Genomic DNA, 26,467 nt, shown 5'->3' on the forward strand with positions numbered 1-26,467 from the left:
GCATCGCCATCACGCGGCCGCGATGCGTTGATGCGCGGCTTCATCGATCAGGTCCGGGCGGTCGAGCTGATCGACCCACCATTGCAGCGCGCGTCCGACGCGATCGCTGCGCCACGCGAGATAGAAGTACGTGATATCTCGCATGCCGATGACTTCCTTGCTGACGAGCGTGCCGCGCCGGAGATGTTCATCGGCGAGACATTCGGGATCGACGCACGCACGCTAACTGATAAGTAAAAGATCGATTTGTTGGCCTTAAAGCGGCTCTTTCCAATTAGACGCTGACACCCGATATACATACTAATGTTTTAACCAACAAATTCGCTTGCATTCAATGAGCGCCATCAATTGAGCGGGAAATACTTTGACTAAAAAAATAAGACAAACCTCATGGTGGAGATTGGAGTTTGTGCTTTATTATTTTTCTGCCTTAGCATTGGCGCATACAAAGATTGTAGATGCTGACATCATAAAATTCGAAACAACGAATCATTAAAAAGCCCTCTTAATTCAGCTGGCTGAAGATGATTAAGTCGCAGGAGAGCACACTTCGGATTACGCGGTTTTAATCGACATAAGTAAAGCCGTTTTGTCGTGTTGTTTTGACGAGCAACACGACCCACGCATATGCGTGGTGATTTTAAATGTTCAATTCTTCGGAATGAAATGAATACGGCAATAATCTTACGCCGGCCATTTCCCCAAGAGGCTCTCACTACCTTCCTCAGGCAATTGGCAACCTCTTCGACGCCAAAACCTATATCATCAATTTCGTGGGATCTCAGTCGGTTTCAATTTCCGGAACACGTCAGAACGGTCGCTAATGTCACCGAATTCGATATGAACTTCATCTGGGTAACTTTTTACGCCGTCGGATTGATGTATCCAGTGCTTCAGATAATCTACCTACAGCGCCAAAAGACGCGGCGGATGATTCTGGTATGGGCGGCCGCGGCATCGCTCGTAATTGCGGGCGGGACATTGACCGCTTGGACGGCGGTTGAAGCGCCTGAACTCAATGTCATTGCAGCATTAGGAATTGCCGTTGCCACTATCGGGGCCGCGTGGGGAAGCATTGGGCTGGTGATCAATCTATGTGTCTGGTTTTATAAGCGCATCAGACGATCTCCGCGACCACCTGTATGCCGCTAAAGGCTTATACCGTTTGATCGCAGCGCGGGTCTGTATGCAACTGTTTTTAACCCGCTGCCTCGCACGAAAGGAAGCCGTGCATCGCCATCACGCGGCCGCGATGCGTTGATGCGCGGCTTCATCGATCAGGTCCGGGCGGTCGAGCTGATCGACCCACCATTGCAGCGCGCGTCCGACGCGATCGCTGCGCCACGCGAGATAGAAGTACGTGATATCTCGCATGCCGATGACTTCCTTGCTGATGAGCGTGCCGCGCCGGAGATGTTCATCGGCAAGACATTCGGGAATGGTGCCGGCCGCGATGCCTTGCAACTGCGCGTGCAGTTTGGCTTCGAGCGACGGCACGGTGAGCACTTCCTGATTCGGCCCAATGGCGATGGTGCGCGGCGCGAGTTCACGCGAGGTATCGCCGATGGCAACGGCGCGGTGCTGCGCGACGGTATCGGCGGAAAGCGGCCCTTTTGCCGACGCGAGCGGATGATTGGGCGCGACCACGAACACATGCTTGAGCGAGCCGATTGGCTTGGCGATGAGATCGGGAATGAGCGGCGGCTCGCCTGCCGCGCCGACGACGAGATCCGCGCGGCGCGTGAGCAGCGCGTCCCACGAACCGCCGAGCACTTCCTTGGAGAGCACGAGGCGCGTGTCGAGCTTGAGACTGTAGAAGGCGCTGACGGGCTTCCACAACATGTCGAACGGAATGATTTCGTCGATGCCGAGCCGCAGTTCCGTTTCCCAGCCGTGCTGCACGCGTTTGGCTTTGCGTTCGAGATCGGCGGCGGCTTCGAGCAAACGGCGGCCTTCATCGACGACGAGGCGTCCTGCCTGCGTGAGCGTCGCGCGCCGCCCGGTGCGGTCGAAGAGCGTCACACCGAGATCGAGCTCCAGCTTCTGAACGAGATACGTCAGCGACGAGGGGACTTTGTGAAGCGCTTCCGCCGCTTTTGCGAAGGTTCCGGTGCGGTCGATGGCGTCGAGGGCTTGGAGGACTTCGAAGGAGAGGTTCATGGGGAGCGTCGGTATCGAAAGGAAAATCCCCTCAAAACGTCTCCACCCAAGGCCGAACCTCGATCTCCCAGGACCACGCACTGCGATGCTGTCGCAGCAAATCCAGATAAGTTTGCGCGATGGCATCCGGATTGAGCGTGCTGTCGGGCTTGTCCACGGGATCAGGCCGATGCTCCGCCCGCACGCCGCCATCGACGACGATATGCGCGACATGAATGCCCTTCGGCGCCAGTTCGCGCGCCGCGCTCTGCGCAAGACCGCGTAGCGCGAACTTGCCCATCGCGAAAGGCGCGGAGAGCGCAAAGCCCTTGATGCCCGCTGTCGCGCCTGTCAGCAGAATGGCGCCTTTGCCCGCCGGCGTCATGCGCTTCGCCGCTGCCTGCACCGCGTAGAACGCGCCCAACGCCGTGACGCCGAGCGCTTTCCCGACCTCCGCCGGATCGAGTTCCGCAATGGGACCGCGCACTCGCCCGCTCGCGTTGTACACGACGATCTCCGGCGCGCCGATGCGCGCTTCGGTTTCCGCAAAGAGCCGCTCGACCTGAGCGGGATCGGCGGCATCGACGGTCAGGGCGATGGCGCCGGTTTCATCGACGAGCGGCTTCAGCTTGTCGATGTTGCGCGCGGCAATCACGACCGGCAGACCGGCGTCGCGCAAAAGCCGGGTGAGCGATCCGCTGATGCCGGAGCCCGCTCCGATGATCAACGCGTTGCGGTAGGGCATCTCGGTCATGGTTTCTTCGCCTAAGGGAGCATGGTTCGGTTCGGTTCGGCTCTGGCGTCGAGGCGCCAGAGCCATGACGAGCATCATAAATGTTGATCGCGAATCGCGCCCGCCCGCGCCGAGGCATCACGGCAAGTGATTGCCGCCTGTCACACCATAGACTTCTCCGGTCACGAAACTAGACTCTTGCGATGCAAGCAGCACGTAAATGGGCGCGAGTTCGGCGGGCTGGCCGGGCCGCTTCATCGGCACTTCGGAACCGAATACCTCGATCTTGTCCTGCGGCTGGCCGCCACTCGATTGCAACGGCGTCCACACCGGGCCCGGCGCCACGGCATTCACGCGCACGCCCTTCGATGCGACCTGTTTGGCGAGCGCATGCGTGAACGCAGTGATCGCGGCCTTCGAAGGCGCATAATCGAGCAAGGACGGGCTCGGCTGATAGCTCTGGATGGACGTCGTATTGATGATGGTCCCGCCCGGTGGCATATGCGGGAGCGCCGCCTTGCACAGCCAAAACATCGCGAAGACGTTCGTGCGGAAAGTGGCTTCGAATTGCTCCGTCGTCAGTTCAGCGATGGTTTCCACCGACGTTTGCTTGCCCGCCACGTTGACGAGAATATCCAGTCCACCCAGTTCGGCAACCGTGCGGCTGACGAGATCGCCGCAGAAGGCTTCGCTGCCGATGTCGCCTGGCAGCGCCACGGCCTTCACGCCTGCGGCTTGCACGAGTTCAAGCACTTCGCGCGCGTCCGGCTCCTCGGACGGCAAATAATTGAGGACGAGGTCCGCGCCCTCACGCGCAAAGGCAATCGCCACGGCGCGGCCAATGCCGCTGTCGGCGCCCGTGATCAGTGCGCGGCGGCCCTTGAGACGGCCGAACCCTTGATAGCTTTCCTCGCCGTGATCGGGACGCGGCTTCATGTCCCGAGCGAGGCCGGGCGCGGACTGCGGCTGGCGCTCGAAGTCGGGACCGGGGTACTGCTTGAGCGGGTCCTGCATCGTGTACTGGTTCTTCGTTGCGGTCATCGTTTCGTTCCTTACTTGCAAAAAGGGATGAGTGTTCGCGGCGTCATTTCAGGGCGCTGATTCTGGATTTAGCGTACGCGACGGTTACGGCTCGGCTCTGCAATGGCCATGCCTAGCGACAGCGGTAGTCGCTCGCAGCCCGATCCACAGTCTTCCGATGCATGTGAAACGCACTGCGGCCGTGCGCTTGCGCACAGTCGTCGGAGAGAAAGTCCGTCCCGGCACGCCGCCTGCTTGTCGTAACTCAAATGCTGCAACGGAGAGAGCCATGAGATTCGCATTTCTTCAGAACGTGGACTTCGAACGCGTGTCATTCGACATGGGTCGCCAGTTTTCCCAGTTTCTGAAGGGGAAAGGTCTGGTCGATGAGGAAAGCGCTGCCCAAAGGAACATCGATTCCGCCGACGTATTCGGCGCGGTCGACGACAGCTTTTCCGAAGCGGTCAACTTTCGCTTCAATGTGCGTGGCGTGGAACACCGCGGAGCCGTCACGCACGACGCCTTGCGCGATCGTCACGGCGTGCCAGGTGTGTCCGAGCCCGAACTCGCTCTGTTCATCAGGCATGCGCCGGCAATCGGCCGGGCGGCGATGATCAAGCAGGCGCGCAGCCGATCCGGCTTCGTCGTGCTGGAAAGTGGCGATCTATGACAAGACCTCGTTGGTCGGACTGGTATCGCGGCAATAAGCGTTGTTGAGGGTATTCACAATTGCCGGGGCTTCGACTTTAGGTAGCGCGTCGGCGCCGGTTCGTAGCCAATCATGGAGAAGACATGGAAGATCATAAGGAACAGGACCGCATTCGCCGCCGCGCCTATGAACTATGGGAGCGAGAAGGCAGCCCCGATGGACGTGCCGAAGAATTCTGGGAGCAGGCACGCACTCAACTGGAAGCCGAGGACCCGGATAGCTTCACGAGCGAAGAACCTGCCACGGCCAGCGCCACGCAAGGCAAATAACGTCTCTTCGCAGCCAAGGCACCCGATGCGTCACGCGGCGCATCGGAGTTCGATTGACTAGAATACGGGCGCATCGCGTACTCTCAATCGGACCACACAGACTCCATGCTCGCAGCGCTAGCCACCTTGCTCGTCTTCCAGTGTCTGGGCGAAGGCGTCTCCTATTTGTTCAGCATTCCCGTTCCTGGACCTGTCGTCGGCATGCTCATGCTGCTCGGCTTTCTCGCGATACGTCCGCAGGCAGCCAACGCGCTCGAACCCACCGCGCTCGAAATACTCCGTCATCTTTCGCTACTGTTCGTGCCTGCAGGCGTCGGCATCATGGTGTCGGCGAAAGCGCTGAGTGGCGACCTCGTCGCGGTCGTCGTGGCCATCGCGGTTAGCACGACGCTGGCGATTGCGGTCACCGCGCTCGTCATGCGCGCGATGCTGCGCCGCCAGCGCCGCCTCTCCAACGATACGAAAGGCGCCGCATGACCGCGATCCCACGCCTCGGAGGTATTTGGGTCTATCTGGCGGCCACGCCGCTGCTCGGGCTCACGATCACGCTGCTCGCTTACCTCATTGCGCAGCGCATCTACGCAGCCTTCAAATTCAATCCGCTGGCAAACCCGGTGTTGATCGCGGTGGCGATCGTCGTCGTCGTGCTAAAGACCAGCAACACGCCGTACGACACGTACTTCGATGGCGCGCAGTTCGTGCATTTTCTGCTCGGACCCGCGACCGTCGCGCTCGCGTTGCCGCTTTACCGGCAGCTCGCGAATCTGCGGCGGCTCGCATTGCCGATCATCGTAAGCCTTGCGGCGGGCTCGTTGACGGCGATCGTCTCGGCGGTGTCGGTGGGCGCGCTCATGGGCGCATCGCGCCAGACGGTGGCATCGCTTGCGCCGAAGTCGGCTACGACGCCTATCGCCATGGCGGTTGCCAAACAGGTCGGCGGTGTGCCGTCGCTCACGGCGGTGCTGGTGATATCGACGGGCGTCTTCGGTGCGGTTGCCGCGCGGGGCATCCTCAACCTTCTCCGTGTGAACGAAGTCGAAGCGCGCGGGTTTGCGCTTGGCGTGGCGTCGCACGGCATCGGAACGGCGCGCGCGTTTCAGGTGAGCGAGGAGATGGGCGCGTTTGCCGGGCTTGGAATGGGGCTGAACGGTGTGTTCACGGCGTTCGTCGTGCCGGTGTTGTTGCCGATGCTGGCGCGGTTTGTTTGATGCGGTATCGACGGACTAAGGCCCGGTTCTGACCGCATGACCCGGCGCCGCAATCGCGCGCTGTGCGAAGTCTATGAACGCATGCACCTTTCGCGAATGACGCCGGTTAGGCAGGTAAGTCGCATAGACGAAAGCGTCGCCGCCCTCCGGCGTGACCTGGGCGTCGTCGAACAAGGCAGTCAACGATCCGTCGCGTACCGACGCCCCGACGAGCCATTGCGGCAGCAGAGCGATGCCCAGCCCGCCGAGCGCCGCGCCCGCGAGCATGTCGAGATTGTTCGTCAACAATTGACCGCCGACATCGACGGACTCGCTTCTGTCAGGGTAGCGGAATACCCACTTCTGCCGGTTGCCGGGCTTATACGCAAACCGCAGACAGTCGTGTGCAACGAGTTCCGAAGCTGTGTTTGGATGGCCTCGCCTCTGCAAGTACGCCGGACTTGCCACGACGCATCGCGCACTGTGGCCGAGCCGCTTCACGATGAGACGAGGGTCGGCGGTCGGCACGCCAACGCGCAAGGCCAGATCGATCTTCTCGCTGACCAGATCCATGTGACTGTCAGACACGACCAGTTCCAGATTCACGCGCGGATGCTGCCGTAGAAACGTCGCGATATGCGGGGCGATATGCAGCCGGCTATAAGTTGCCGATACGCTCACGCGCAGCGAGCCCATGGGATCGATACCGGTGTCGATGACGCTATCGTCGGCGCCCGCCAGATCGGCCAGCACCTGGCGCACTTGCTCGACGTAGGTCACACCGGCGTCGGTGAGCGTGACGCTGCGCGTCGTGCGTGTCAGAAGCGACGTGCCGAGCGACGCTTCGAGTCCGTCCATCAGTCGCATGACGGAAGACGTCGTCTTGCCGAGTTCATGCGCGGCTGCCGTGAAGCCGCCGGATTCCGCTACCGCCAGCAAGGTTCTCAATGCCAACAGCTTGTCCATGTGCTCTCTATGAGTTCGACGCCGCGACCTTCGAGCGTCGCTGACAGTGTACTCATCCAGAAAGAGGAGGGCAGACTCGGTGCATCGAATGATCGCGTTCAGAACTTGTGACGAATGCCGAGCGTCACCACGAGCTGACGCTTGCTGCTCGACGGTCCGTAGCCGAGCACGGTGGCGTGCGTGGCATCGCCCGCAGCTTGCTGGGCGAAGGCGAGCATGGCGATATCCGTGCGCTTCGAAAGAATGTAATCCACCGTGATGTTCAGTTCGTGCCACATCGGCGACTGGTCGGGATCGTCGTATTTCCCGCGCGTGAAAACGTAGGCGGTGCCGATCAGCAAGTCGGGCCGAATGTTGTAGTTGACGCTCACGTTGAAATTTTTCAGATTCAGGTGACTCTGGTCGAGATAGCTGTAATCCACGTTCGTGAACATTGCGCCTAAGCGAAGCGGCCCTGCTACATAGAAGCCGCCGGTGCCGAGAATTCTTTGTTTGCTGGCATAGGCCTTCGAAGGCAACGCGCTGTGCGTGAATAGCAGGTACGTGGGCGAGTAATCGTTGTCGACGGCGCCCGTTTGGTTGGTGTTGCTGTAGGGCGAGTCGTACTCCGCATACGCAACGTTCCAGTTGAAGGGGCCGTGGTCGTATCGGAGGCCGAGGCTGAAGGCACGATTGTCCGCAAAGCCGCCGGATGAGTTGCTGAAGCCATACAAGGCAGTGGCCTTGATACCGTGGAAGTCCGGGCTCGCATACTTCAACGAATTCTGGATGCGAATATTGTTGAAGGTGTTGTCGCTATCGCCAATACTCCCGAGCCAGCTCCATGCCGTATTGGGTCCCAGATAGTCGACGACGGCATCGTACTGACGGCCAGCGGTAAGCGTACCCCAAGCGTCGCTCGAAAGGCCGACAAAAGCCTGTCTGCCGAACTCGCGGCCGTTGTTGCTCAATGCGCCGTTCAACGCATTGAAGCCGTTTTCGAGCGTGAATACCGCCTTCAGGCCCGAGCCGAGATCTTCGATCCCACGCAGTCCCCAGCGCGGGCTCTGATTTTGTCCGGTGATGGCCTGATACGTATGATGACCGGATTGATTCGGCGAATAAGCGACGCCCACCGATATCAACCCGTACAACGTAACGCTGCTTTGCGCATGCGCAATCGGGACTTGCAGGCCAGTCAAAAGTCCTGCCGCAACAGCGAGGTGCTTGAACTTCACGTGATACTCCATGATTTTGGCGCGACAAACGGGCTCGTCATGGTCGCGACGATCGATATCGGCAATACGAAATGGGTCGATGCGGTTGTCCCACCCGTCACGGTGAGACGGACGTGGGCGTCGGGCTAAAGGCCGGTCACTGCCTTTGCGCCGTTTGCGATGTCGGGAAGCTCAAAGCTGCACGGACGCGCGGCGGATCTCCCGTTCTCCGTCGCTCGTTCTCACGCCGAGCGCATAGAGTCCCGAGGTCTTGCCGTTGTAACGAATCTCGAACGGGAAATCGGAAGGTCGTGCAATCTCGCCGAGCCACTTGGCCAGCGCGCTTTCGTCTTCGCCGATCTCGATCCAGTCGAGACCTTCGCCGCGTACGCTTCCAGTTCCCGGTTCCACGGGCAGACTCGCGGTATGCGGAGCGTTACCGGGCTTGAAGTACAAATTTGGCTTGCCAATAGGCCACGCTGTCATCGCGCTGGGCGTTTGCAGCGCAAAGCCGCGATTGCCGTTCATCATCTGGCGCCCGGCATCCTTGCCGGTCGTGCTTTCATCGATCACTGTTCCGTGATGCCGGGCGAACGCTTTCAGTTCATCGAGCGAATCGGTCCGCAGGCACCAGCCGACGAAACAGTCGCCATTTCGTGTTTGTTGCTCGAAAAACTTTGGCAGAGGTTGATCGCGCTGGAGAACGGTGTGATCGACGATTCCTTCTACTTCGATATAAATATCCGGCGCGAGCGGTACGACTTTATGGCCGATGCCGTAGAGTGGAAAGAAGCCGCCGTCGTAGTTGCCTAAGCCGGTTTCACGGCTGAGCCGGAACGTGGCTTCATAGACGTTGAGCGCTGCAAGGCAGACATGGTCGAAGTGGATCATTGCGTCATTCCTGATGAAATAATACGTACTCGTTATGTGACTGCTCAATCGGTCGAGGTCAGTCCGAAGTTCTCTTGCCGGTGCGCGTCGCCAGCGGTGCCGTCGTAACGTGGCAGCAAGAGGAAAGTGAAGGCGGCGCCAGCTGCCAGCGCGGCGCACAGCACGAGCGCCGGTTGATAGCTGCCGAGACGATCCGCGAGCCAGCCGATACCAAGCGGGCCCACACCGGCCGCGATGCACAACGAGCCGTACTGCCATGCATAAGCGCGTGGAAACATGCGCAACCCGAAGTAGCGAGTGCACATATAAGCGACCAAATCGATCTCTCCGCCGAATGCCCAGCCGACCGTGAAGGCATAGAGCGGTGCAAAGGCGAGGCCGCCCAGTTTGAGCGACAGGACGCCGCCCATCCCGACGAGGCAGGAGAACGCCATGAGGCGCGGCGCATGCACGTGGTCGGAGAGCCAACCGACGATCAGGCGCACGAAGATCGTGCCCACGCCGATCAGGCTCATATACTTCGCCGCCGAGGTCGGTGTCGCACCGAGTTCACGAAGCATCGGCGCCATGTGCTGCGCGCTGCCTGCAACGAATAGCGTCGACAACGTGAAGGCCACGAACATGAGCCAAAAAGTCCGGCTTCGCTTGACCGCCGCAAACTCCTTCGCCAGCGCTTTCGGATCGGCGACTTCGGGATTGTTTGAAGCGTTCGAGATGTCTTGCTGATTGTCCCGAAGGATCAGTAGCGAGACGGGTGCACCAATAGCCGCGATCGCCGCGAGCATCAGATAACCGGCATGCCAGCCGGATCGGGCGATCGTCATGGCGATGATCGGCGGCAAAATGGCTCCGCACAGTCCCAGCCCGACTTGTGTCAGACCCAGCGCGAATCCGCGACTGCGGTCGAACCAGCCGCTGATTACCCGTGTGAACGTGAGGCCGCTCGTGCCGCCGCCGAAGAATCCGGCCAGGCCCACGAGCACGATATACGCGATGGGCGTGGAGATGAACGCCGCCATCCCTGCGAAGCACGCAGCCAGAGCGAGGGCGCTGCCTGCTGCGGTGCGGGCGGCGCCGAAACGCGAAAGCAGCCGTCCCCACATTTGCAGGCCAATGGCGAGTCCGAGCGTGAATGCCAGATAGCCCGCGCCGTATTGCGTCTTCGTCAGGCCGACCGCACTTTGCAGGTCTTTGGCGAACAGGCCGAGATTGTAGGAGCCCAGGCCGATTACGCCAATTCCAAGGCCGACGGTCGAGCCGATCAACTGCGCCCATCCGCGTCTGAATTCGCCTGGTGTGTTCGTTGAGACATTCATGGAAGCAATCGCCAATTATCGGTTGATCAATAGAAGTTCGGCACGACGCGTAAATGTGCGCAGCGTTGAGCGTTCAGCAGGGCAGACAGCTCAAGATGGAACAGAACTCACGATTCCACTTGAACCGGAGGACCCGGTGTATCTCCACTTGTTATGTAGCTTATTGATGCCAAAAAAATTGATAAACGGGGCTTCAAGGCAACGCAGCATTGCATTCGCTGCCATGCAGAGGGGTTGAAGCGGCGCGGAAGCAGGCGCGCCAATGCCGGCAGAATAGGGACGTGAAGAAGAAAGACGGAGTCGCGGCGGCAACTCAAGCATCGCCCACCGCCCCATTCTTTGCAAAACCGTTCCTTAAACGCACGGCAGCGTCGCCGACTATACGAAGGTCTATAGAAATCCACCTCGGTCGTGATCCGGCAATCCCCACGGATAGCTTTTTACGCAGCGACATCCGGCCTATCCTCCTCTACACGACGACCGCTGCGGCAGGGCGGTTCACCCACATCGGAGGAAACAAGCCGGCCATGACCACCTCGCTTTCTCACGCGGCACCCATCGTTCAGATTGGCACGAGCGCGCCGGACTTCACCTTGCAGGCCACGCCGGATCAGAAAATCTCGCTCTCCGAATTGCGCGGCACGCCGGTAGTCATCGCGTTTTATCCGGCGGACTGGAGTCCAGTTTGCGGCGATGAACTCGGTCTCTTCAACGCCGCGCTATCGTCGATCCATCGGCTGGGTGCGCAGCTCGTCGGCATCTCCGTGGATAGCGCGTGGTCGCACGCGGCGTTCGCATCGCAACGCAAGCTGCACTTTCCGCTGCTCGCCGACTTCGAGCCGAAAGGCGAAGTGGCGCGACGCTACGGCGTGTATCGCGTGGCCGAAGGCGTCGCCGAGCGCGCGTTGTTCGTGCTCGATGCCAACGGCGTGGTGCGCTGGGCCTACGTTTCTCCGATCACCGTGAATCCGGGCGTCGATGGAATTCTCGACGCGCTCGAGCAATTGAACTCATCCACGAAACAGGACGCGCAATGAGCCATCTTTCTCCGCCGGTCGGCCCGCTCGCTCACATTCAGGGCGACGCCGAAGCACCCGTGACGCTCGTCGAATACGGCGATTTCGAATGCCCCTATTGCGGCGCCGAGTACGGCGTAATCAAGGCCGTGCAGGCGGCCATGGGCGCGCAATTGCGGTTCGTCTTCCGGCATTTTCCGTTGACCGACATGCACGCGCATGCGCTTCATGCGGCCGAGTTCGCGGAAGCCGCGGCGAGCATCGGCAAGTTCTGGGAAGCGCACGATGTGTTGTATGAGCACCAGGCGTCGCTTGGCGATCGCGCGCTCGCGCAATACGCGGCGCAACTCGGCGTGCCCGCGCACGCGCTTTCGAATGCGTTCGATGGCGCCTTCGACGCGCGCATCCAGCAAGACTTCGATGGCGGCTTGCGAAGCGGCGTGAATGGCACGCCGACGTTGTTCATCAACGGGCATCGCTATGACGGCGAGCGCGATGCGGCGAGCTTGCTCGAAGCGTTGCGGGCGGTGCTCGATCGCGTGCAATAACCGAAGCACGAGCGCCTCAAGTCTCCAGGGGGCGCTGCCTCGCGTGAGTTCTCGTCAGTCAGCGGCATGTGTTCCAACCCGCTGCATTCGTGCGCGGCGGCTAGTCCAACCGCCGCCGCAGCTCGTCGCCCGCTAGCGGCATGTCACGCAGCCTCTTCCCCGTGGCGTCGAAGAGGGCGTTACCGAGCGCGCCCGCGGTTGGTCCCATCGACGCTTCCGCTGCACCGAGAAACGGCGCGCCCGGTCTATCGATCAGATGCACGTTGACCGCGCGGGGCACGGCGGAAAATCGCAGGATCGGGTAACTGCTCCAGTCGAAGCTGCGGATGCGCTTCGTATCGAACTGCAATTCCTCGTACAGCGTCCAGCTCGCCGACTGCAGCACGCCGCCCTCGATCTGATTGCGAATACCGTCGGGATTCACGATCTGCCCGGAATCCACCGCGACCTCGGCATGTTCCAGTACCACCTGACCGGTTTCGGGAACCACGGACACCTCGACCGCTATCGCCACATAAGCCATCAGATTCTTGTATTTGGCGAATGCGAAGCCGACGCCGTGATTGCGCTGGCGCGGCGCACGCGGCCAGCCGAACTCCTCCGCCGCAAGCGCGATGACATCGCGGGCGCGCGGGTCGTGCATATGCTTCAGCCGGAACGCGACGGTGTCCGCGTTCGCGGCCGCCGCCAGTTCGTCCATGAACATCTCGATGGTGAACACGTTCATATGCGCGCCGAGCGAACGCATGGCTGACGTATGCAGCGGCATCGTCGGCGAGAAGTTGTTCATCACGTGAAGATTGGGGAACGTGTAGAGCGGAATGGCGTTGCGGTCGCCGCCGCCTTCAGGCTGCACCATCGGCGTCGAAGGCGCGGGCGCGAACGGATGTTCCAGCATCTGCGCCGGAATCAACCGGCCCGCGTTCACGATCCGTTCGTTATGCGAGCTGCTCCAAAGCGCATAATTCCAGTCGACGATATTCCCGCCAGCGTCGAGCGACGCGCTCACTTCAGTGACCATCGCGGGCGTGTAGTGGTCCCACGTGTGCTCCTGTTCGCGCATCCATTGCACGCGCACGGGCTGGCCTTCCAGTTCCCGTGCGATGAGCGCGGCGTGCGCGGCGACATCGTCCGCGCCGTTGTGACCGTAGCAGCCCGATCCTTCGACATGGATGCAACGTACCTTTTCCTTCGGCATGGACAGCATCTCGGCGAGGCCGTCGCGTAACGGATACACGCCTTGCGAATGCGTCCATACAGTCATCGCGCCGTGCTCGAACATAGCGACGGCGCAGGATGGTCCGATCGAGCCGTGCATCATGTAGCGGCGCGTGTAGCGAGCGTCGAGCGTCTTTGCCGGCGTGCCAGCCGCGCCGTGTGTATCGGCGATCTCGATATGCTGCGTCGAGATCGTCTTCAAATCGCGATGCACGGTGGCCGGATCGGGTAACGCACGCCCCGCGCTCCACTGGCTTCCCGCGGCGAGCGCGCGTTGCGCCTGCACCGCTTGCCATTCGCCTTTGGCCACCACGGCAAGCATGCTGCCGTTTCTGATGACCTTGATGACGCCCGGCATCTTCATGATGGCGGGCGTGTCGGTTTCCATGAGCCGCGCCTCGTACACGGGCGGCATCGCCACGCGGGCGTGGACCATGCCGGGCATCGTCATGTCCTGAACATAGCTCACGCCGCCCGTGACCATGCGCGGAATATCCACGCGCGGCAACGACGTGCCGATCATGTCGAAGCTCGCGGGATTCTTGAGCGGCGAGACCGCCGACGCCACGCGATGCAGATCGATCATGCCGACCGCTTCGCCGTACGTCATGCTTCGTCCGTCTGGCGCTTCGATGACCGCATCGTGCGTGCGGAGCACATTGCTGGCGACGCCGAAATGACGAGCGGCCGCATCGACGAGAAGCCCGCGCACTTGTGCCGATGCGTTCAGCAACGCGCTGCCGCTATCGGCAATGGTGTGACTGCCCGCGGTGAGGCCTTCGTCCGGCGAGGCGCCCGTATCGGCGGTGAGGAAGTCGATGAGCGCGGGCGCCATGTCCAGTTCCTCGGCGGCGATCTGCAGGAGCGCGGTTCGCACGCCCGTGCCTAGCTCGACCTTGCCGGTGTAGACGGTGACCTTGCCCGTGCGATCGATCTTGATCCACGAATCGAGATACGGATTGGTCTTGAGGCTGCCCGCGAGCGCCTGCGTCGCCCGGCCGATGTGCACTTCGGCGCCTTCGTCGGCGATCACTTCCTGGGCCATGGCGCTCACGCCGGGAAGCATGCTGAAGCTCACGACGAGCGCGCTGGACATGAGAAAGCGTCGTCGTTTCTCGTCGATCCTGTCTTCCGCGACGCTCATTGCGCGCCTCCGTTCGGTGCGCTCAGATGCGCGACTTCGCGGATCGCGGCGAGAATCCGCATGTGCGTGCCGCACCGGCAAAGGTTCGGCTCCATGTGTTCGAGCAGTTCGCTCTCGGTCGGATGCGGATTGCGGTCGATGAGCGCCTGCGCGCGCATGATCATGCCGGCGATGCAGTAGCCGCACTGCGCGGCCTGATGATCGATGAACGCTTTTTGCAGCGCGCCGGGATGCTGGATCGTGCCGAGACTCTCGATGGTCCGCACAGGCCGCTTGCCGATGGCCGCGACAGGAATCAGGCATGAGAACACGGCTTCGCCATCCACGATCACGGTGCAAGCGCCGCATTGCCCGAGGCCGCAGCCGAACTTCGCGCCATGCAGTTGCAGGTTCTCGCGCAGGGCATAGAGCAGCGGTGTCGAAGGATCGATGTCGAGCGCGTGCTGCGCGCCGTTGACGGTGAGGTTGATCATCGCGCGTGATTCTCCTTTCTGATGCTGGCCGCCATGGCGTCGATGCCGGTCCACGGATCGCGTTGCGAGTACGTCGCCCGAATGTAGGACGCGAGATCGGCGATCTGCCGGTCGTCGTAGATCTGGCCGAAGCCGGGCATGTAGTTCGTGCTGTCTTCGCCATGCCAGCCGTTGCCGCTCAACATCATCTGGATTGCGTTGCGCGGCGTCGCGGCATTGGCGGCGCTGCTGAACGCGAGCGTGGGGCGCTCGCCGATAGACTGCATCGGCGCGGCCGGGCCGTGGCATTGCGCGCACGATGCGGCGAAGAGCGTCGCGCCACGTCGTATCGCGGGCGATGTGCCTTCCGGCGCGACGCTATCGGCGATGGCGGGCCGTGCTTTCTGTATCGACATGAGATACGCGGCGATTGCCTGCACGTCTTCTTCGGGCACGGTTGCGAGATCGCGCGTGACGGGCAGCATGGGGCCGGCGGCCGCGCCGTGTTCGCTTGCGCGACCGGTACGCAGATACGTCACGAGTTGCTCGCGCGTCCACGGCTTCGGCGCTGCATACAGTGCGTTGAGCGCGGGCGCTTCCCAGCCGTCGACGATGCCGCCATCGAACGCACGTCCAGCCTTTTCTCCGCCGATCGGATTGAGCGGCGAATGACACGATGCACAGTGACCGAGGCCATCTACGAGCAGCTTGCCGCGATTCCATTCGGCATCTTTGGATGCATCCGGATGCTCCGGGCCAGGCCGCAAAAAGAGAACGTTCCAGAAGGCGAGCAAGGGCCGGAAGTTCAACGGAAAGATGAGCCGATTGGCGGGCGCGCTTGCTTTCACGGGTTCGCGCGTCATCAGGTAGGCATAGGCTGCCGCGATATCGCTGTCAGGCATACGCGTGAAGTGGATATACGGAAAGGCGGGATACAGCAGGTGCCCGTCGCGCGCGATTCCATGGCGCAACGCGCGCGTGAAGGCTTCGAGCGACCAGTCGCCGATGCCTGTCGCAACGTCCGGCGTGATGTTGGTCGCGTAGATCGTGCCGAAGGGCGTGGCGAGCGGCAGGCCGCCCGCGAACGGCTTGCCGCCCTTGGCCGTGTGACACACGATGCAGTCGCCCAACGCGACGACGCGCGCGCCCGCGAGCCGCGTGTTTGCGTCGAACGACGCCGGCGCGGGTGGCGTGACCGGTGCGATGGCCGGTTGCCACATCAGCCATGCGGCGATCATCAGCGCGGCGGCGACCACCACGCTTACGCCCGCCAGCAATCGGGACTTGCGAGTCATTCACGCACCTTTGGAAGTGGTCATGCAACTACCGGTCAAAGTATCGACCGCCCGCGAAAATGTCCTGAAGCGGCGCTGAAATCTTGTTAAGGCAAACGAGCTTTCATTAAGCGTGACGAGCCGCATGTCCCCGTCCAATGGCGAGATAGTGCGTGAGCGCGATCAACGGAAACGCCGTTGCCACCGTTGCCACCAGCGGCCAGCCGCCATGCTCGTAAAGCGGACTCGCCAGCGCCGATCCGACCGCGCCGCCCACGAAGATGCTCGTCATGTAAAGCGCGTTGAGACGATTGCGGCTCGCCGCGTGCAGCGCATAGATCTCGCGCTGGCCGAGCACCATGTTCATCTGCACGCCGAAGTCGAGCACGATGCCTGTCGCCACCAATCCGATCACGCCCCATGCCGGATGAATCAACGCCGGCGCGTATGCCAGCGCGCCCACCACCAGCGCGATGAGCGTCGCGCGCACCGTGTGGCCCGCATCCGCGAGCCGTCCCGCTACCGGTGCCGACGTCGCGCCTATCGCGCCGACCAGCGCGAAGATGCCGATCTGCGTTTGCGACAGTCCGAAGTGACGCGTCAACTCGACGGGAATCGCGGTCCAGAAAAGGCTGAACGAAGCGAACATCAGCGCCTGATAAAACGAACGATGCCGCAAGACGGGCATCGTGCGAATCAAGTGTCCAAGCGAGCCGATGAGTTCGAAATACGTGGCCTTGTGATCCGGCTGGCGACGCGGAATGGTCAACGCGAGCACGCTCGTGACGACCGCCATCAACACGGCCGCGCAGCCGAATACCGCGCGCCAGCCGAAGTGACCGGCGGCCACGCTCGATATGGGGCGCGACAGCAAAATGCCGAGCAAGAGTCCGCTCATGATGGTGCCGACCACCTTGCCGCGCGACTCGTCGGGCGCGAGATGCGCGGCAAGCGGAATCAGAATCTGCACGGCAACCGAACTGAAGCCGACCAGGAGCGAGACGCCGAGAAACAAGCCCGCCTGATGCGTGAACGCCGCGGCGGCAAGGCTCGCGATCGACACCAGCGCGGTGATGATCATCAACTTGCGGTTTTCCAGCAGGTCGCCGAGCGGTACGAGAAAGAACAGGCCGATTGCATAGCCGATCTGCGTGAGCGACACGATCATGCTCGCCGCGCCGCCCGACATATGGATGTCCGGTGCAATCAGCTCGGTGATCGGCTGCGCATAGTAAAGATTCGCGACGATAGCGCCGCAACAGAACGCGAACAACGCAATGAGCCCGCGTGTCAGCTTGACGGGGCTGCTACTGCCCGTCGTGGTGGATGCCTGGGTCGACATGACGACTCCTCGAATCAAAAAGAAGAAAGCGGCGCGCTCAATGCCCGACGTTCATCAGGCGGTTGCCGAGCGAAATTCCTAGATCGGTCATGCGCCGGCCGAGTTGCAATTGCTGATGCTCCCAGCGTCGCAAAGCGGTATCGATGGTCTCGCCGCCATCCGCCACCGCCGACAACGCCAGCGCCAGCGCATGTGCGTTGGCCGCCGCCTTGGCGGTGCTGCCCGCCGTATGCGGCCGTGGCACGGACGCCGCATCGCCCAGCAGCAGCGCACGGCCGAACACCATTTGCGGCGAGCGCAGATCGACGATCGGCTGCATGAACGGATCGTCCGTGGATTCGACGAGTGCGCGGAAAGTCGGGCCAAGCATGGTCCGCGCTTCGTCGCGCAACTGAACGATGTCGGCGTTCTTGGTCGAACCCGGCGGCAACGAAAACGCGCGCTTCTCGCCATGACGATCGACGAGCAGTTCACCGAGCCGTTCGGCGCCGTACTTGCGATACCAGACCCAGTTCCAGCGACGCTCGCCGGGCACGGTCGAATCGTTATCGCCGGGGATGAGGTATGAAAGCCCCGAATGCCCGTCGCCGTCCTGAAACGCGAAGCGGTCGCGCAGCATGTTCGCGGCGAAAATCGGCAGGTCGGGTTCCTCGACAAGTCCGCGCCACGCCACGTAACCTGCATAGACCGGCACGATCTCGGGCAAGAGCCGCCGCCTGAGTGTCGAGCGGATACCGTCCGCGCCGATCAGCAGATCGGCCTCGACGCTGCGGCCGCTTTCGAAGCGCGCGACGACGCGCTCGCCGTCCTGATCGAAATCGACGAAGGTCTCGCCCGCATGAAGCGCCTGCGCGGGCAAGGCGTTTTTCATCGCGCGATAGAGCAGGCTCCACGACGTCTGCATCTGCGGCATGTGGAACTGTTCGAGCACGCGGTCTTCGCGATCCAGATAGATGCGATCGCCCGAATTCACGCCCGGCGGATTCGGCACCGCGACGCCCGCAAATGCGAGCGCTTCCAGCACATCCGGCTGCAACACGACTCCGCCGCCCCGGCTTTCGAGCTGGTTCGGCGAAGTTTCGAAAACATCGGCATGCCAGCCTGCCGCGCGCAGGGCGTTGGCCGTGAGTAAGCCGCCAAGCGATCCGCCGATGACGACGGCACGCGGTTTATCGAACGCGTTCATGCTGCTTTCCTTTGCGCCGCTAAACGCCGCGCGGTGATGAACCCTTCTGGAGCCGATGCACGCAGCTTATGCGTTGCGTCGCGATTGTTGAATATGGATAGAATGCAAGTTCGCGTTGCGTCGGGCGCAACGAAATGTGGATTGAGGGCGAACATGGACAAGCTCCTCGCGGTCAGGACGCTGCTGGAAGTCGCGGACGCTGGCGGCTTCTCGAAGGCAGCGCAACGTCTGGGCGTAGCCACGTCATCGGTCACGCGTCTCATGGATTCGCTCGAAGACTCGCTCGGCGCCGCGCTGCTCACGCGCACGCCGCGCAAAGTCAGCCTCACGGATGCCGGAATCGCGTATGTCGAGCAGGTTTCGAAAGTGCTCGACGACCTCGCCGAAGCCGACGAAAGCGTATTCGACAGCGGCGCGGCGCCTGTGGGCACGCTCCGGATCTCGGCGCCGTCCACGTACAGCCGCCTGTGCCTCGCACCGCATCTTGCGACGTTCCTCGCGGAGCATCCGCGCGTGTTTCTCGATGTCGTCATCGCCGATCACTTCACGGACCTCGCGCTCGATCGAATCGATGTTGCGATCCGCATCGGCCGCGCCGACCGCGACGCCAATCTCATCGTCAAAAAGCTCGCGGACAATCCGCGCCATGTCGTGGCAAGCCACGCGTATCTCGCCCGCAACGGCACGCCGCAGACACCGCAGGACCTCGACGCGCACGAGTGCCTGCGCTTCGCGTACGGCGGCGGCTATCGCACGCGCCAGGTCTGGACCTTCCGGCGCGATGGCGACGAACAGCGTGTCGATGTGCGCGGTCATCTGCTGTCGAATAATCTCGACATCCTTCTCGAAAGCGTCGTATCCGGACGAGGCATTGCGTTGCTGCCCGAATGGCAAGTCGCGCCCGACATTCGCACGGGCCGCGTGGTGCGTCTCTTCGAACAGTTCGACGCCAGTCCTCACTCGGGCGATGCCGTGGTCTACGCCGCGTATCTGTCCAATCGCCGGCAATCCAGCAAGGTGCGCGCGCTCGTGCAGTTTCTCGAAACGCGTCTGCGCGCTTCGGGCGACGACCGAGGCTCTTGAACTGAGTGCAGTGTAGGAACGCCGCGCGGCTAAAGTCCTGCAAAAAACGTGAAATGTTCTGAGGCGGCGCGTGGGCGCGGGAAAGACGCTTGAACGACATGCTTCGCCGCGCATCGGATTAAGAAGTTTTAAGGACCGTCGCGCCTAGTTGGCAGTTAGTTGGCGCGTGGTTCGGGCGTGGTGCGTTGAGACTGCCTGGCATCTCGCGTATTCACCGTCGTTCACGGTTCTTGGCGCCAATCCGCATCGCAGCGCTTAAGGCTTTTTTAGAACCCGCCAAAGCCTTTAAAGATTCGTTTCGCTACCCTCTGACAAAGAACGCGGACTGCGAACGGTCCTCGACGTCATGCGAATGCAGCGCGTCGTGACGGACCGCTCGCCATGTCTCGACACACAGGAGCGGGCATGAAGCTGACGATTGCAGGCGTGGCGATTCCCGATACCGCGATGGCTCAGGCCGCCACGAATCTGATCAGCGCCACGCAATCCGTCCTGATGTTTCATCACGCGCTTCGCTCGTTCCTGTTCGGCGCACTGACCGGCCACCGCGAGAACAGGCCCTTCGATGCCGAACTGCTCTACCTCGGTGCGTTGTTTCACGATGTCGGGCTGAACACGCGCTTCCAGCACTCGCCGAACCGTTTCGAAGTGGACAGCGCCGATGCCGCACGCGACTTCATGCGTCAGCACGGCGTGGCCGAGCGTCAGATCGAAGAGGTGTGGCTCGGCATCGCGCTGCATACGACGCCCGGCATTCCGGAACATCTTTCGACGCTGGTCGCGCTCATCGCCGCCGGCGTGCAGATGGACGTGACGGGCGCGCGTTACGACCAGTTCAGCGAGCCTGAGCGCGATGAGATCGTGCAGGCGTATCCGCGGGAAACCGGCTTCAAGAAGAAGTTGATCGAAGCGTATGCGCGCGGCATGGAGCATCGGCCGGATACGACCTTCGGCACGGTGAACGCCGACGTGCTCGATCGCTGGGACCCGAACTACCGGCGACTGAACTTCTGCGGGCTGGTGTTGGGATCGGACTGGCCGAACTGAAATCGAAGGCTATTGCACATGGCCGAAGGAGAGATGAATTGAGCACCGAGGCATTCATCGACGGGACGCGCAAGGCGTCGTCTGGCTCCGGCATCGCCGTGCATTTCGATCAGCTCTGGTTCGATCAGCTCGTACTCGAAGCGCTGCTCGTGGATGGCGAGATCGTGCGGCATCGCGCGAGAACGCAAGACGGCGCGCGGTCCTGGCTCGTCGCGGCGCCTGCCGGTCCTTCTTCCGATGCCGTGTTGCGGCGTCTCAGGCAAGAGTTTGCGCCGGCCGGGAAGCTCGATTCCGCGTGGGCCGTGCGGCCGCTCGCGCTCTTGAGGCTCGAACGCGGGCCGGTGCTCGTCTATGAAGACCAGGGTGGCGCGCCGATTCTTCCACGCGCCGATGGCACGATTGCACTCGGCCGCTTTCTGCGCATTGCCGTGGGCGCGGCGCAGTCGCTCGCGCTCGCGCACGAACGCGGCGTTCTGCACGGCGACATCAAGCCTTCGAATCTGCTGGAAGGCGCCGATGGCACGGTGCGCTTGCTCGGCTTTCGCGCTTCGACGAGCGAAGCTGCTGAGTTTATCGACCACGCCGATACCTTGAGCGGCACGCTGGCGTATATGTCGCCGGAGCAGGCGAGACGCGCGGAAGAACAGGCCGACGAGCGCAGCGATCTCTATTCTCTCGGCGTGACCCTGTACGAGCTATTGACCGGCCACTTGCCGTTCGAAGCGGCGGATGCGGTCGAATGGATCTTCAATCACGTCGCGCGACAGCCCGCCGATCCGCGCCGCTACCGCGCGTCATTGCCCGATGTGCTGGGTTCAATCGTACTCAAGTTGCTTGCCAAGAGTCCTGCGGAACGCTATCAAAGTGCGTCGAGTCTCGAAGCCGATCTGCGGCACTGTCTTGCCGACTGGAACGAGATGCAGCATATCGTCCCGTTCGAACCGGCCGCGAAAGACAACGTCAAAAATCTCGCCTTCACGCATCGTCTGTTTGGACGTGTGCATGAATATCAGGCGCTGCGGGACGCCTTCGATCGTAACGCGCGACAGGGCGCCGCCGAACTCATCCTCGTGTCCGGCTATTCGGGCGCGGGCAAGTCGGAACTCGTGCGCAGCGTGCATCGCGCGACCGCGCAAAGTGCCGCGCTCTTCGCTTCCGGCAAGCTCGAACAGTACGGTCAGAACGCGCCTTATGCGCCGTTGATGCAGGCCATCCGTTCGCTCTTTCAGCGCATTCTCGGTGAGAGCGACAGCGAACTCGACCGCTGGCGCGCCGTGCTTTGCGAGGCGGTCGGTTTGCAGGGAAAACTCATCGTTAACTTCATTCCCGAGCTGGAACTCGTGCTCGGCGAGCCGCCCGACGTAGCGGAGTTGCCGCCCGTGGAAGCGCAGTTGCGCTTTCAGGCGCTGATCTCGCGGCTTTTGTCCGTGTTCGCGACAGAAGCGCATCCGCTGATTCTCTTCTTCGACGACGTTCACTGGTTCGACGAGGCCACGCTGAACTTCATCGCCGCTTTCGTGGCGCATGCCGATATGCGTCATGTGCTCCTGATCTGCGCGTATCGCGATAACGAAGTGGATCGCTCGCCACGGTTCAAGGCGTTCCTCGATTCGTTGCCCGATGCCGGCGCGCGCGTGAGTTCGCTGGCTGTCGGGCCGCTCGATCCGGCGAATGTCGTGGCCTTGCTCGCCGACGCACTTCATTCCGATGGCGCGCATGTCTTTCCGCTCGCGGCGGTGGTGCACGAAAAAACCGGCGGCAACCCGTTCTTCATCAAGCAACTGCTGCTCGTGCTGGCGGAACATCGGATGATCGTCTACGACGGCGAGGCGCGTCGCTGGACGTGGGACCTGGAACGTATCGGCGAGTACGAATCGTCGGATAACGTCGTCGATCTGATGGTGACGCGGCTTTCGCGCCTGCCGCCAGCGGCGCAGGCGGTGCTCAGGCTGCTCGCGTTCATGGGACGACGGCTCGACCGTTCGACACTCATGCTGATCGATCCCGGCGATGGCGTCGAGTCGGCGCGGCGTCTGCAACCCGCGCTCGAAGCAGGGCTCGTCGTATCCGACCGCACGGGCTTTGCCTTCGCTCACGACCGCGTGCAAGAGGCGGCGTATGCATTGACGCCCGAGCACGAGCGCGGTGTCGAACACGCCCGCATCGCGCGCATTTTGCTGCGAGACTTCAATGCGCGGACGCTGCAATCGGCGTTCGACGTGGCGCACCATATCGAACGCGCTCAGGCGGCGGGCGCGCTTCTCGAACTCGATGCAGACGAGACCGACGTGTTCGCCACGGTTTGTTTGCAAGCGGCGCGTCAGGCGAAAGAAGCGATCGCTATCCGTTCCGCGCTGAATTATCTGGACGTCGTGCAGGCGCTGCTGCACGCGAACGGCGCGGCGCAGGCCCACGCCGCAAGCTATGAAATGGGCGTGTTGCGCGTGCAGTGTCACATCCTGAACGCCGATTTCGACGCTGCCGGTAAAGAGATCGCCACGCTCTTGCGCGAGGACCTGTCTGTCGTCGCGCGCGCGTCGGTCTACAAACTCAAGGTCGACATGCAGCAGCATCTGTCGGACTATGAAGCCGCCGTCGAAACCGCGCTCGAAGGCGTTCGGCTGTTCGGCACGATTCTGCCGCGCTTTCCGCAAGCCGCCGATGTCGAAGCCGCGTATGGCAAGCTCAACGCGTCGCTTGCATCGCGAAGCATCGCCTCGCTCGCGAACCTGCCGACGTTGCGCGACGAGAAGATCGAGTCCGAGATGAACCTGCTCGCGAGCGTCTACGCGCCCGCATCGTTCGTCGATGAACGGCTCGGTTTTCTGCATCTGTGCCACATGGTGCAGATGACCATCGACCACGGCATCACGGCAGCATCGGCGCACTGTCTGTCGTGGTTCGGCGTCTATGTCGCCGAGTTCTTCGGGCGCTACGAGGAAGGCTTCGAGTTCTCGCGGCTGGCGCGCACGCTGGTCGAATCGCGCGGCTTCAACACGGTCGCCACGAGCACGCTGGTGGCGCTCGATACGGTCGCCGTCTGGACCCAGCCGCTGCCCTACGTGCTGGCCTGCGCGCGCGATGCGTTCGAATCCGCCAGGCCGAGCGGCGACCTCACGATGAGTTGTTACGCATGCAATCACATCGTCTCCGATCTGCTGACGATGGGCGCGCCGCTCGAACAGGTCGATCGCGAAATCGACCTGGGTTTGTCGTTCGCGCGACGCGTGAGATTCCGGGATGTCGAGGACATCCTGGAACTGCAAAAGCGCTACGTACACAGCCTGACGGGCGGGCCGGGACTGCCGGGCAATTTCGGCTCGGTGGTGGACGGACGCATGACCTTCGACGCCGATCTGCTCGACACGCAGATGACGACGCTGCGTTTCTGGATCTGGCTGCTAAAGGGCATGTCCTGCTACTTTCATGGCGATTACCGCAACGCGTCGTATTGCCTCGCTGAAGCCGGCGAGCTGACGTGGGCGACGCCCGCGCACGTGCATCAACTGGACTATCACTTCTATTCGGCGCTCAATCTCGCGCAAATGTACGAAGCGGACGAAGCCATTGCGCGCATCGAACCGCATCTCGCGAAGCTTACGGTCTGGGCGAAACTCAATCCGGCGACGTTTCTCGACAAGCTGTTGCTGGTCGAAGCCGAAATCGCTCGTCTGCTCGCCAAGCCGCTCGAAGCGCTGGCGCGTTATGAGGAAGCGGCAGCCGCAGCGTCCGAAAGCGGCTTCAGTCATATCGATGCACTCGCGCATCGGCTGGCGTGCGCGTGCTGCGAAGCGAACGGGCTCTTTACGGCCGCGCGGGAACATCGGCGGCGCGCGATCGACGGTTATGCGCGCTGGGGCGCGCATGCGCTCGTCGGCCGACTCGAACGCGATGCGGGTCCGGCACGCGCGACGGCCGTGCGTCAAGCGCTCCCCGAGGTTCCGGTGGCGTCCCGTCCATCGGTCGAAATCGAGGATGCGCAGCATCGCTTCGATTTGCTGTCGGCGCTGAAGTCGTCGCAGGCGCTCTCCGAGGAGATCGTGCTCGACAAGCTGATCCGCACGCTCGTCACGCTCGCCATCGTTCACGCCGGCGCGCGCAGCGGCATCCTGATTCTCATGCAAGGCAACGTGCCCGTGGCCGAAGCGCGCGGACAGGAGACGCCCGAGGGCGTACAGGTTCAGCTGGCCGGCGAAGCGCCCGTGCGCGAGGATTTGCCCGCTTCGGTCCTGTACACGGCGCTGCGCACGCGTAAGCCCGTGGTGGTGGAAGACGCGCAGCACGATCCGCGATTTTCCTTCGATGCAGCCTTGTCCAGCAGGCCGGTTCGTTCCGTATGCTGTCTGCCGCTCGTGAAGCAAGGGCATGCCGTCGGCGCGCTTTACCTCGAAAACGATCTGACGACGGGCGTGTTCACGGAGAGCCGCACGTCGGTGCTCGAAATGCTCGCGTCGCAGGCGGCCATATCGCTCGAAACGGCGCGTCTTTATGCCGAGTTGCTCGAAGAAAACAAGCGTCGCAAGGAAACGGAAGCGGCCTTGCGCATGAGCGAGGAAGCGCTCGCGCTCGGGCAGCGGATAGGCCGCTCGGGAAGCTATATTTGGAACACGCTGACGGGCGAGCGCTATTGGTCGAAAGAACTCTACAACGTGTTTTGCTTGCCAATGGATGCGAGCGGTCCCGCGACACGCGCGATCATGGAGCGCATTCATCCCGAGGACGTCGCGTTTTATCGGGAGATGGTCGAGCGTGCCGCGCACAAGCGCGTGCCCTTCCGGCAGAAGTTTCGCGTGGTCGCGCCGGACGGCGCCATCAAGCATCTCGAAGTGCTGGGAGAACCGTCCGGCGTAAGCAGCTTCGTCGGCGTGGTCACCGACCTGACCGAACGGCACGTGACCGAACTCGCCTTGCAGAACGCGAAGAGCGAACTGGCGAAGGCATCGCGCGCATCGACGATGGGCGAACTCGCCGCTTCGATCGCGCACGAGATCAATCAGCCGCTGGCTTCCATCGTGTCGAACGCGAGTGCGTCCGTGCGCTGGCTCAACCGGCCCGAGCCGGATCTGGCCGAGGCATCGAGCGGCCTGCGCGAGATCGTCAAGGACGGCAAGCGGGCGGGCGATATCATCCGCGCATTGCAGACGCTTGCGAAGGAAACCAAGCCTATTTTCGCGCCGGTCTATATCGATTACGTCGTGCGCGAAGTGTTCGAACTGGCGGCGGCGGAAATAGAACAACGCGGAGTCCTCGTGCGGCTCGACTTGGCTGCGCGTTGTTCGGTAACGGCTGATCGCGTGCAACTGCAACAGGTGCTGTTCAATCTCGTCATGAACGCCGCCGATGCCATGAGCCATCTCGATGCGCGTCAGCGCCTGCTCGCCGTCACGTCCTGCATCGACGACAGGGGCACCGTGATCGTGTCCGTGCAGGACAACGGCGATGGCATTCGCGAAGACATTGCCGAGCGCATCTTCGACGCGTTCTTCACCACGAAGGACACCGGCATGGGCATGGGGCTCGCCATTTGCAGGTCGATCATCGAGGCGCATGGCGGGACGCTCACCGCGGGACCGGCGTATCCGCGTGGGACGGTGTTCGTCTTCACGCTGTCGGCGGTCGCTTGAAGTCGTTGCGTGAAGCTATCGTGCAAATCCACAAAAGCCGGGCGATAACCAAGCGTGCCGTGCCACGAATCGCGAATACTCCCTTCACGCATGACACACCGGCACGG

The 26,467-nt window shown here is 62.2% G+C and carries 23 protein-coding genes; 11 read left to right on the forward strand and 12 right to left on the reverse strand.

Annotated elements, in window-relative coordinates; genetic code table 11:
- Positions 1–237 (forward strand): hypothetical protein (locus tag NCR40_RS31640; RefSeq protein ID WP_502801009.1); only part of this gene is annotated, 237 nt, incomplete at its 5' end.
- Positions 238–840: 603 nt separating this feature from the next.
- Entirely contained in the window at positions 841–1,152 is a 312-nt protein-coding gene (locus NCR40_RS20545) for a hypothetical protein (RefSeq protein WP_250510491.1), read from the forward strand.
- Between the two features lie 87 nt (positions 1,153–1,239).
- On the opposite strand, the gene NCR40_RS20550 is transcribed toward NCR40_RS20545, so the two are convergent.
- The 3 genes from NCR40_RS20550 to NCR40_RS20560 all read right to left on the reverse strand — a co-directional run bounded on the left by NCR40_RS20550 (position 1,240) and on the right by NCR40_RS20560 (position 3,913).
- On the reverse strand, positions 1,240–2,160 hold the full coding sequence (locus NCR40_RS20550) for a LysR family transcriptional regulator (RefSeq protein WP_250510492.1): 921 nt from the start codon (positions 2,158–2,160) through the stop codon (positions 1,240–1,242).
- Between the two features lie 31 nt (positions 2,161–2,191).
- Complete coding sequence (locus NCR40_RS20555) at positions 2,192–2,893, reverse strand: SDR family NAD(P)-dependent oxidoreductase (RefSeq protein WP_250493943.1); 702 nt, start codon at positions 2,891–2,893, stop codon at positions 2,192–2,194.
- Positions 2,894–3,010: 117 nt separating this feature from the next.
- A complete protein-coding gene (locus tag NCR40_RS20560; protein WP_284507818.1) occupies positions 3,011–3,913 on the reverse strand; it encodes an SDR family oxidoreductase in 903 nt (300 codons plus the stop codon).
- Positions 3,914–4,181: 268 nt separating this feature from the next.
- Here NCR40_RS20560 and NCR40_RS20565 point away from each other — a divergent pair, with 268 nt between their 5' ends.
- The 4 genes from NCR40_RS20565 to NCR40_RS20580 all read left to right on the forward strand — a co-directional run bounded on the left by NCR40_RS20565 (position 4,182) and on the right by NCR40_RS20580 (position 6,078).
- Positions 4,182–4,562, forward strand: coding sequence for a hypothetical protein (locus NCR40_RS20565; protein WP_250493945.1), 381 nt, complete (start codon positions 4,182–4,184; stop codon positions 4,560–4,562).
- Between the two features lie 122 nt (positions 4,563–4,684).
- The gene (locus NCR40_RS20570; RefSeq protein WP_250510493.1) at positions 4,685–4,870 is read left to right on the forward strand and encodes a DUF2934 domain-containing protein; all 186 of its coding nucleotides are present in this window, start codon (positions 4,685–4,687) and stop codon (positions 4,868–4,870) included.
- 105 nt (positions 4,871–4,975) lie between these two features.
- Positions 4,976–5,347, forward strand: a complete 372-nt coding sequence (locus NCR40_RS20575) for a CidA/LrgA family protein (RefSeq protein WP_250467901.1) — start codon at positions 4,976–4,978, stop codon at positions 5,345–5,347.
- Positions 5,344–6,078, forward strand: a complete 735-nt coding sequence (locus NCR40_RS20580; RefSeq protein ID WP_244831223.1) for an LrgB family protein — start codon at positions 5,344–5,346, stop codon at positions 6,076–6,078. Before NCR40_RS20575 ends, NCR40_RS20580 begins: the two co-directional genes overlap by 4 nt.
- 15 nt (positions 6,079–6,093) lie before the next feature.
- On the opposite strand, the gene NCR40_RS20585 is transcribed toward NCR40_RS20580, so the two are convergent.
- The 4 genes from NCR40_RS20585 to NCR40_RS20600 all read right to left on the reverse strand — a co-directional run bounded on the left by NCR40_RS20585 (position 6,094) and on the right by NCR40_RS20600 (position 10,426).
- Positions 6,094–7,023, reverse strand: a complete 930-nt coding sequence (locus NCR40_RS20585) for a LysR family transcriptional regulator (protein WP_250510494.1) — start codon at positions 7,021–7,023, stop codon at positions 6,094–6,096.
- A 98-nt stretch (positions 7,024–7,121) separates the two neighbouring features.
- Positions 7,122–8,240: a porin gene (locus tag NCR40_RS20590; RefSeq protein ID WP_250510495.1), complete on the reverse strand. Its 1,119-nt coding sequence runs from the start codon at positions 8,238–8,240 to the stop codon at positions 7,122–7,124.
- A gap of 171 nt (positions 8,241–8,411) precedes the next feature.
- Positions 8,412–9,110 (reverse strand): VOC family protein, encoded by a 699-nt coding sequence (locus NCR40_RS20595; protein ID WP_250510496.1) that lies wholly within the window; start codon positions 9,108–9,110, stop codon positions 8,412–8,414.
- A gap of 44 nt (positions 9,111–9,154) precedes the next feature.
- Entirely contained in the window at positions 9,155–10,426 is a 1,272-nt protein-coding gene (locus NCR40_RS20600; protein ID WP_250510497.1) for an MFS transporter, read from the reverse strand.
- Positions 10,427–10,953: 527 nt separating this feature from the next.
- Here NCR40_RS20600 and NCR40_RS20605 point away from each other — a divergent pair.
- Both NCR40_RS20605 and NCR40_RS20610 read left to right on the forward strand, forming a co-directional pair.
- Positions 10,954–11,463 (forward strand): redoxin domain-containing protein, encoded by a 510-nt coding sequence (locus tag NCR40_RS20605; RefSeq protein ID WP_244831228.1) that lies wholly within the window; start codon positions 10,954–10,956, stop codon positions 11,461–11,463.
- Positions 11,460–11,990, forward strand: a complete 531-nt coding sequence (locus NCR40_RS20610) for a DsbA family protein (RefSeq protein WP_250510498.1) — start codon at positions 11,460–11,462, stop codon at positions 11,988–11,990. The genes NCR40_RS20605 and NCR40_RS20610 overlap by 4 nt, the downstream gene beginning before the upstream one ends.
- 100 nt (positions 11,991–12,090) lie before the next feature.
- Here the strand turns inward: NCR40_RS20610 and NCR40_RS20615 are convergent, their stop codons facing one another.
- The 5 genes from NCR40_RS20615 to NCR40_RS20635 form a co-directional block, all read right to left on the reverse strand.
- Positions 12,091–14,352: a xanthine dehydrogenase family protein molybdopterin-binding subunit gene (locus tag NCR40_RS20615; RefSeq protein ID WP_250510499.1), complete on the reverse strand. Its 2,262-nt coding sequence runs from the start codon at positions 14,350–14,352 to the stop codon at positions 12,091–12,093.
- Positions 14,349–14,825 carry a (2Fe-2S)-binding protein gene (locus NCR40_RS20620; RefSeq protein WP_244831231.1) on the reverse strand — a complete coding sequence of 159 codons (477 nt, stop codon included), beginning with the start codon at positions 14,823–14,825 and terminating at the stop codon, positions 14,349–14,351. Before NCR40_RS20620 ends, NCR40_RS20615 begins: the two co-directional genes overlap by 4 nt.
- The gene (locus tag NCR40_RS20625) at positions 14,822–16,042 is read right to left on the reverse strand and encodes a c-type cytochrome (RefSeq protein ID WP_502801012.1); all 1,221 of its coding nucleotides are present in this window, start codon (positions 16,040–16,042) and stop codon (positions 14,822–14,824) included. Before NCR40_RS20625 ends, NCR40_RS20620 begins: the two co-directional genes overlap by 4 nt.
- Positions 16,043–16,205: 163 nt before the next feature.
- A complete protein-coding gene (locus tag NCR40_RS20630; protein ID WP_250510501.1) occupies positions 16,206–17,420 on the reverse strand; it encodes an MFS transporter in 1,215 nt (404 codons plus the stop codon).
- A gap of 37 nt (positions 17,421–17,457) precedes the next feature.
- Positions 17,458–18,606, reverse strand: a complete 1,149-nt coding sequence (locus NCR40_RS20635; protein WP_250510502.1) for an FAD binding domain-containing protein — start codon at positions 18,604–18,606, stop codon at positions 17,458–17,460.
- Between the two features lie 153 nt (positions 18,607–18,759).
- On the opposite strand from NCR40_RS20635, the gene NCR40_RS20640 reads away from it, so the two are divergent.
- The 3 genes from NCR40_RS20640 (at position 18,760) to NCR40_RS20650 (ending at position 26,360) form a co-directional block, all read left to right on the forward strand.
- The gene (locus NCR40_RS20640) at positions 18,760–19,689 is read left to right on the forward strand and encodes a LysR family transcriptional regulator (RefSeq protein WP_250510503.1); all 930 of its coding nucleotides are present in this window, start codon (positions 18,760–18,762) and stop codon (positions 19,687–19,689) included.
- Positions 19,690–20,094: 405 nt separating this feature from the next.
- Complete coding sequence (locus NCR40_RS20645; RefSeq protein ID WP_244831936.1) at positions 20,095–20,736, forward strand: HD domain-containing protein; 642 nt, start codon at positions 20,095–20,097, stop codon at positions 20,734–20,736.
- A gap of 38 nt (positions 20,737–20,774) precedes the next feature.
- A complete protein-coding gene (locus tag NCR40_RS20650; protein WP_250510504.1) occupies positions 20,775–26,360 on the forward strand; it encodes an AAA family ATPase in 5,586 nt (1,861 codons plus the stop codon).
- Positions 26,361–26,467 lie beyond the last annotated feature (107 nt).

The organism is Caballeronia sp. GACF4 (genome assembly GCF_023631025.1).
In the GTDB taxonomy this organism is placed as follows: Bacteria; Pseudomonadota; Gammaproteobacteria; order Burkholderiales; family Burkholderiaceae; genus Caballeronia.

Bases quoted from the DNA above. Each gene is read 5' to 3' on its own strand.
- NCR40_RS20545 (WP_250510491.1), top strand. From the start codon at position 841: ATGAACTTCATCTGGGTAACTTTTTACGCCGTCGGATTGATGTATCCA.
- NCR40_RS20550 (WP_250510492.1), bottom strand. From the start codon at position 2,160: ATGAACCTCTCCTTCGAAGTCCTCCAAGCCCTCGACGCCATCGACCGC.
- NCR40_RS20555 (WP_250493943.1), bottom strand. From the start codon at position 2,893: ATGACCGAGATGCCCTACCGCAACGCGTTGATCATCGGAGCGGGCTCC.
- NCR40_RS20560 (WP_284507818.1), bottom strand. From the start codon at position 3,913: ATGACCGCAACGAAGAACCAGTACACGATGCAGGACCCGCTCAAGCAG.
- NCR40_RS20565 (WP_250493945.1), top strand. From the start codon at position 4,182: ATGAGATTCGCATTTCTTCAGAACGTGGACTTCGAACGCGTGTCATTC.
- NCR40_RS20570 (WP_250510493.1), top strand. From the start codon at position 4,685: ATGGAAGATCATAAGGAACAGGACCGCATTCGCCGCCGCGCCTATGAA.
- NCR40_RS20575 (WP_250467901.1), top strand. From the start codon at position 4,976: ATGCTCGCAGCGCTAGCCACCTTGCTCGTCTTCCAGTGTCTGGGCGAA.
- NCR40_RS20580 (WP_244831223.1), top strand. From the start codon at position 5,344: ATGACCGCGATCCCACGCCTCGGAGGTATTTGGGTCTATCTGGCGGCC.
- NCR40_RS20585 (WP_250510494.1), bottom strand. From the start codon at position 7,023: ATGGACAAGCTGTTGGCATTGAGAACCTTGCTGGCGGTAGCGGAATCC.
- NCR40_RS20595 (WP_250510496.1), bottom strand. From the start codon at position 9,110: ATGATCCACTTCGACCATGTCTGCCTTGCAGCGCTCAACGTCTATGAA.
- NCR40_RS20600 (WP_250510497.1), bottom strand. From the start codon at position 10,426: ATGAATGTCTCAACGAACACACCAGGCGAATTCAGACGCGGATGGGCG.
- NCR40_RS20605 (WP_244831228.1), top strand. From the start codon at position 10,954: ATGACCACCTCGCTTTCTCACGCGGCACCCATCGTTCAGATTGGCACG.
- NCR40_RS20610 (WP_250510498.1), top strand. From the start codon at position 11,460: ATGAGCCATCTTTCTCCGCCGGTCGGCCCGCTCGCTCACATTCAGGGC.
- NCR40_RS20615 (WP_250510499.1), bottom strand. From the start codon at position 14,352: ATGAGCGTCGCGGAAGACAGGATCGACGAGAAACGACGACGCTTTCTC.
- NCR40_RS20620 (WP_244831231.1), bottom strand. From the start codon at position 14,825: ATGATCAACCTCACCGTCAACGGCGCGCAGCACGCGCTCGACATCGAT.
- NCR40_RS20625 (WP_502801012.1), bottom strand. From the start codon at position 16,042: ATGATCGCCGCATGGCTGATGTGGCAACCGGCCATCGCACCGGTCACG.
- NCR40_RS20630 (WP_250510501.1), bottom strand. From the start codon at position 17,420: ATGTCGACCCAGGCATCCACCACGACGGGCAGTAGCAGCCCCGTCAAG.
- NCR40_RS20635 (WP_250510502.1), bottom strand. From the start codon at position 18,606: ATGAACGCGTTCGATAAACCGCGTGCCGTCGTCATCGGCGGATCGCTT.
- NCR40_RS20640 (WP_250510503.1), top strand. From the start codon at position 18,760: ATGGACAAGCTCCTCGCGGTCAGGACGCTGCTGGAAGTCGCGGACGCT.
- NCR40_RS20645 (WP_244831936.1), top strand. From the start codon at position 20,095: ATGAAGCTGACGATTGCAGGCGTGGCGATTCCCGATACCGCGATGGCT.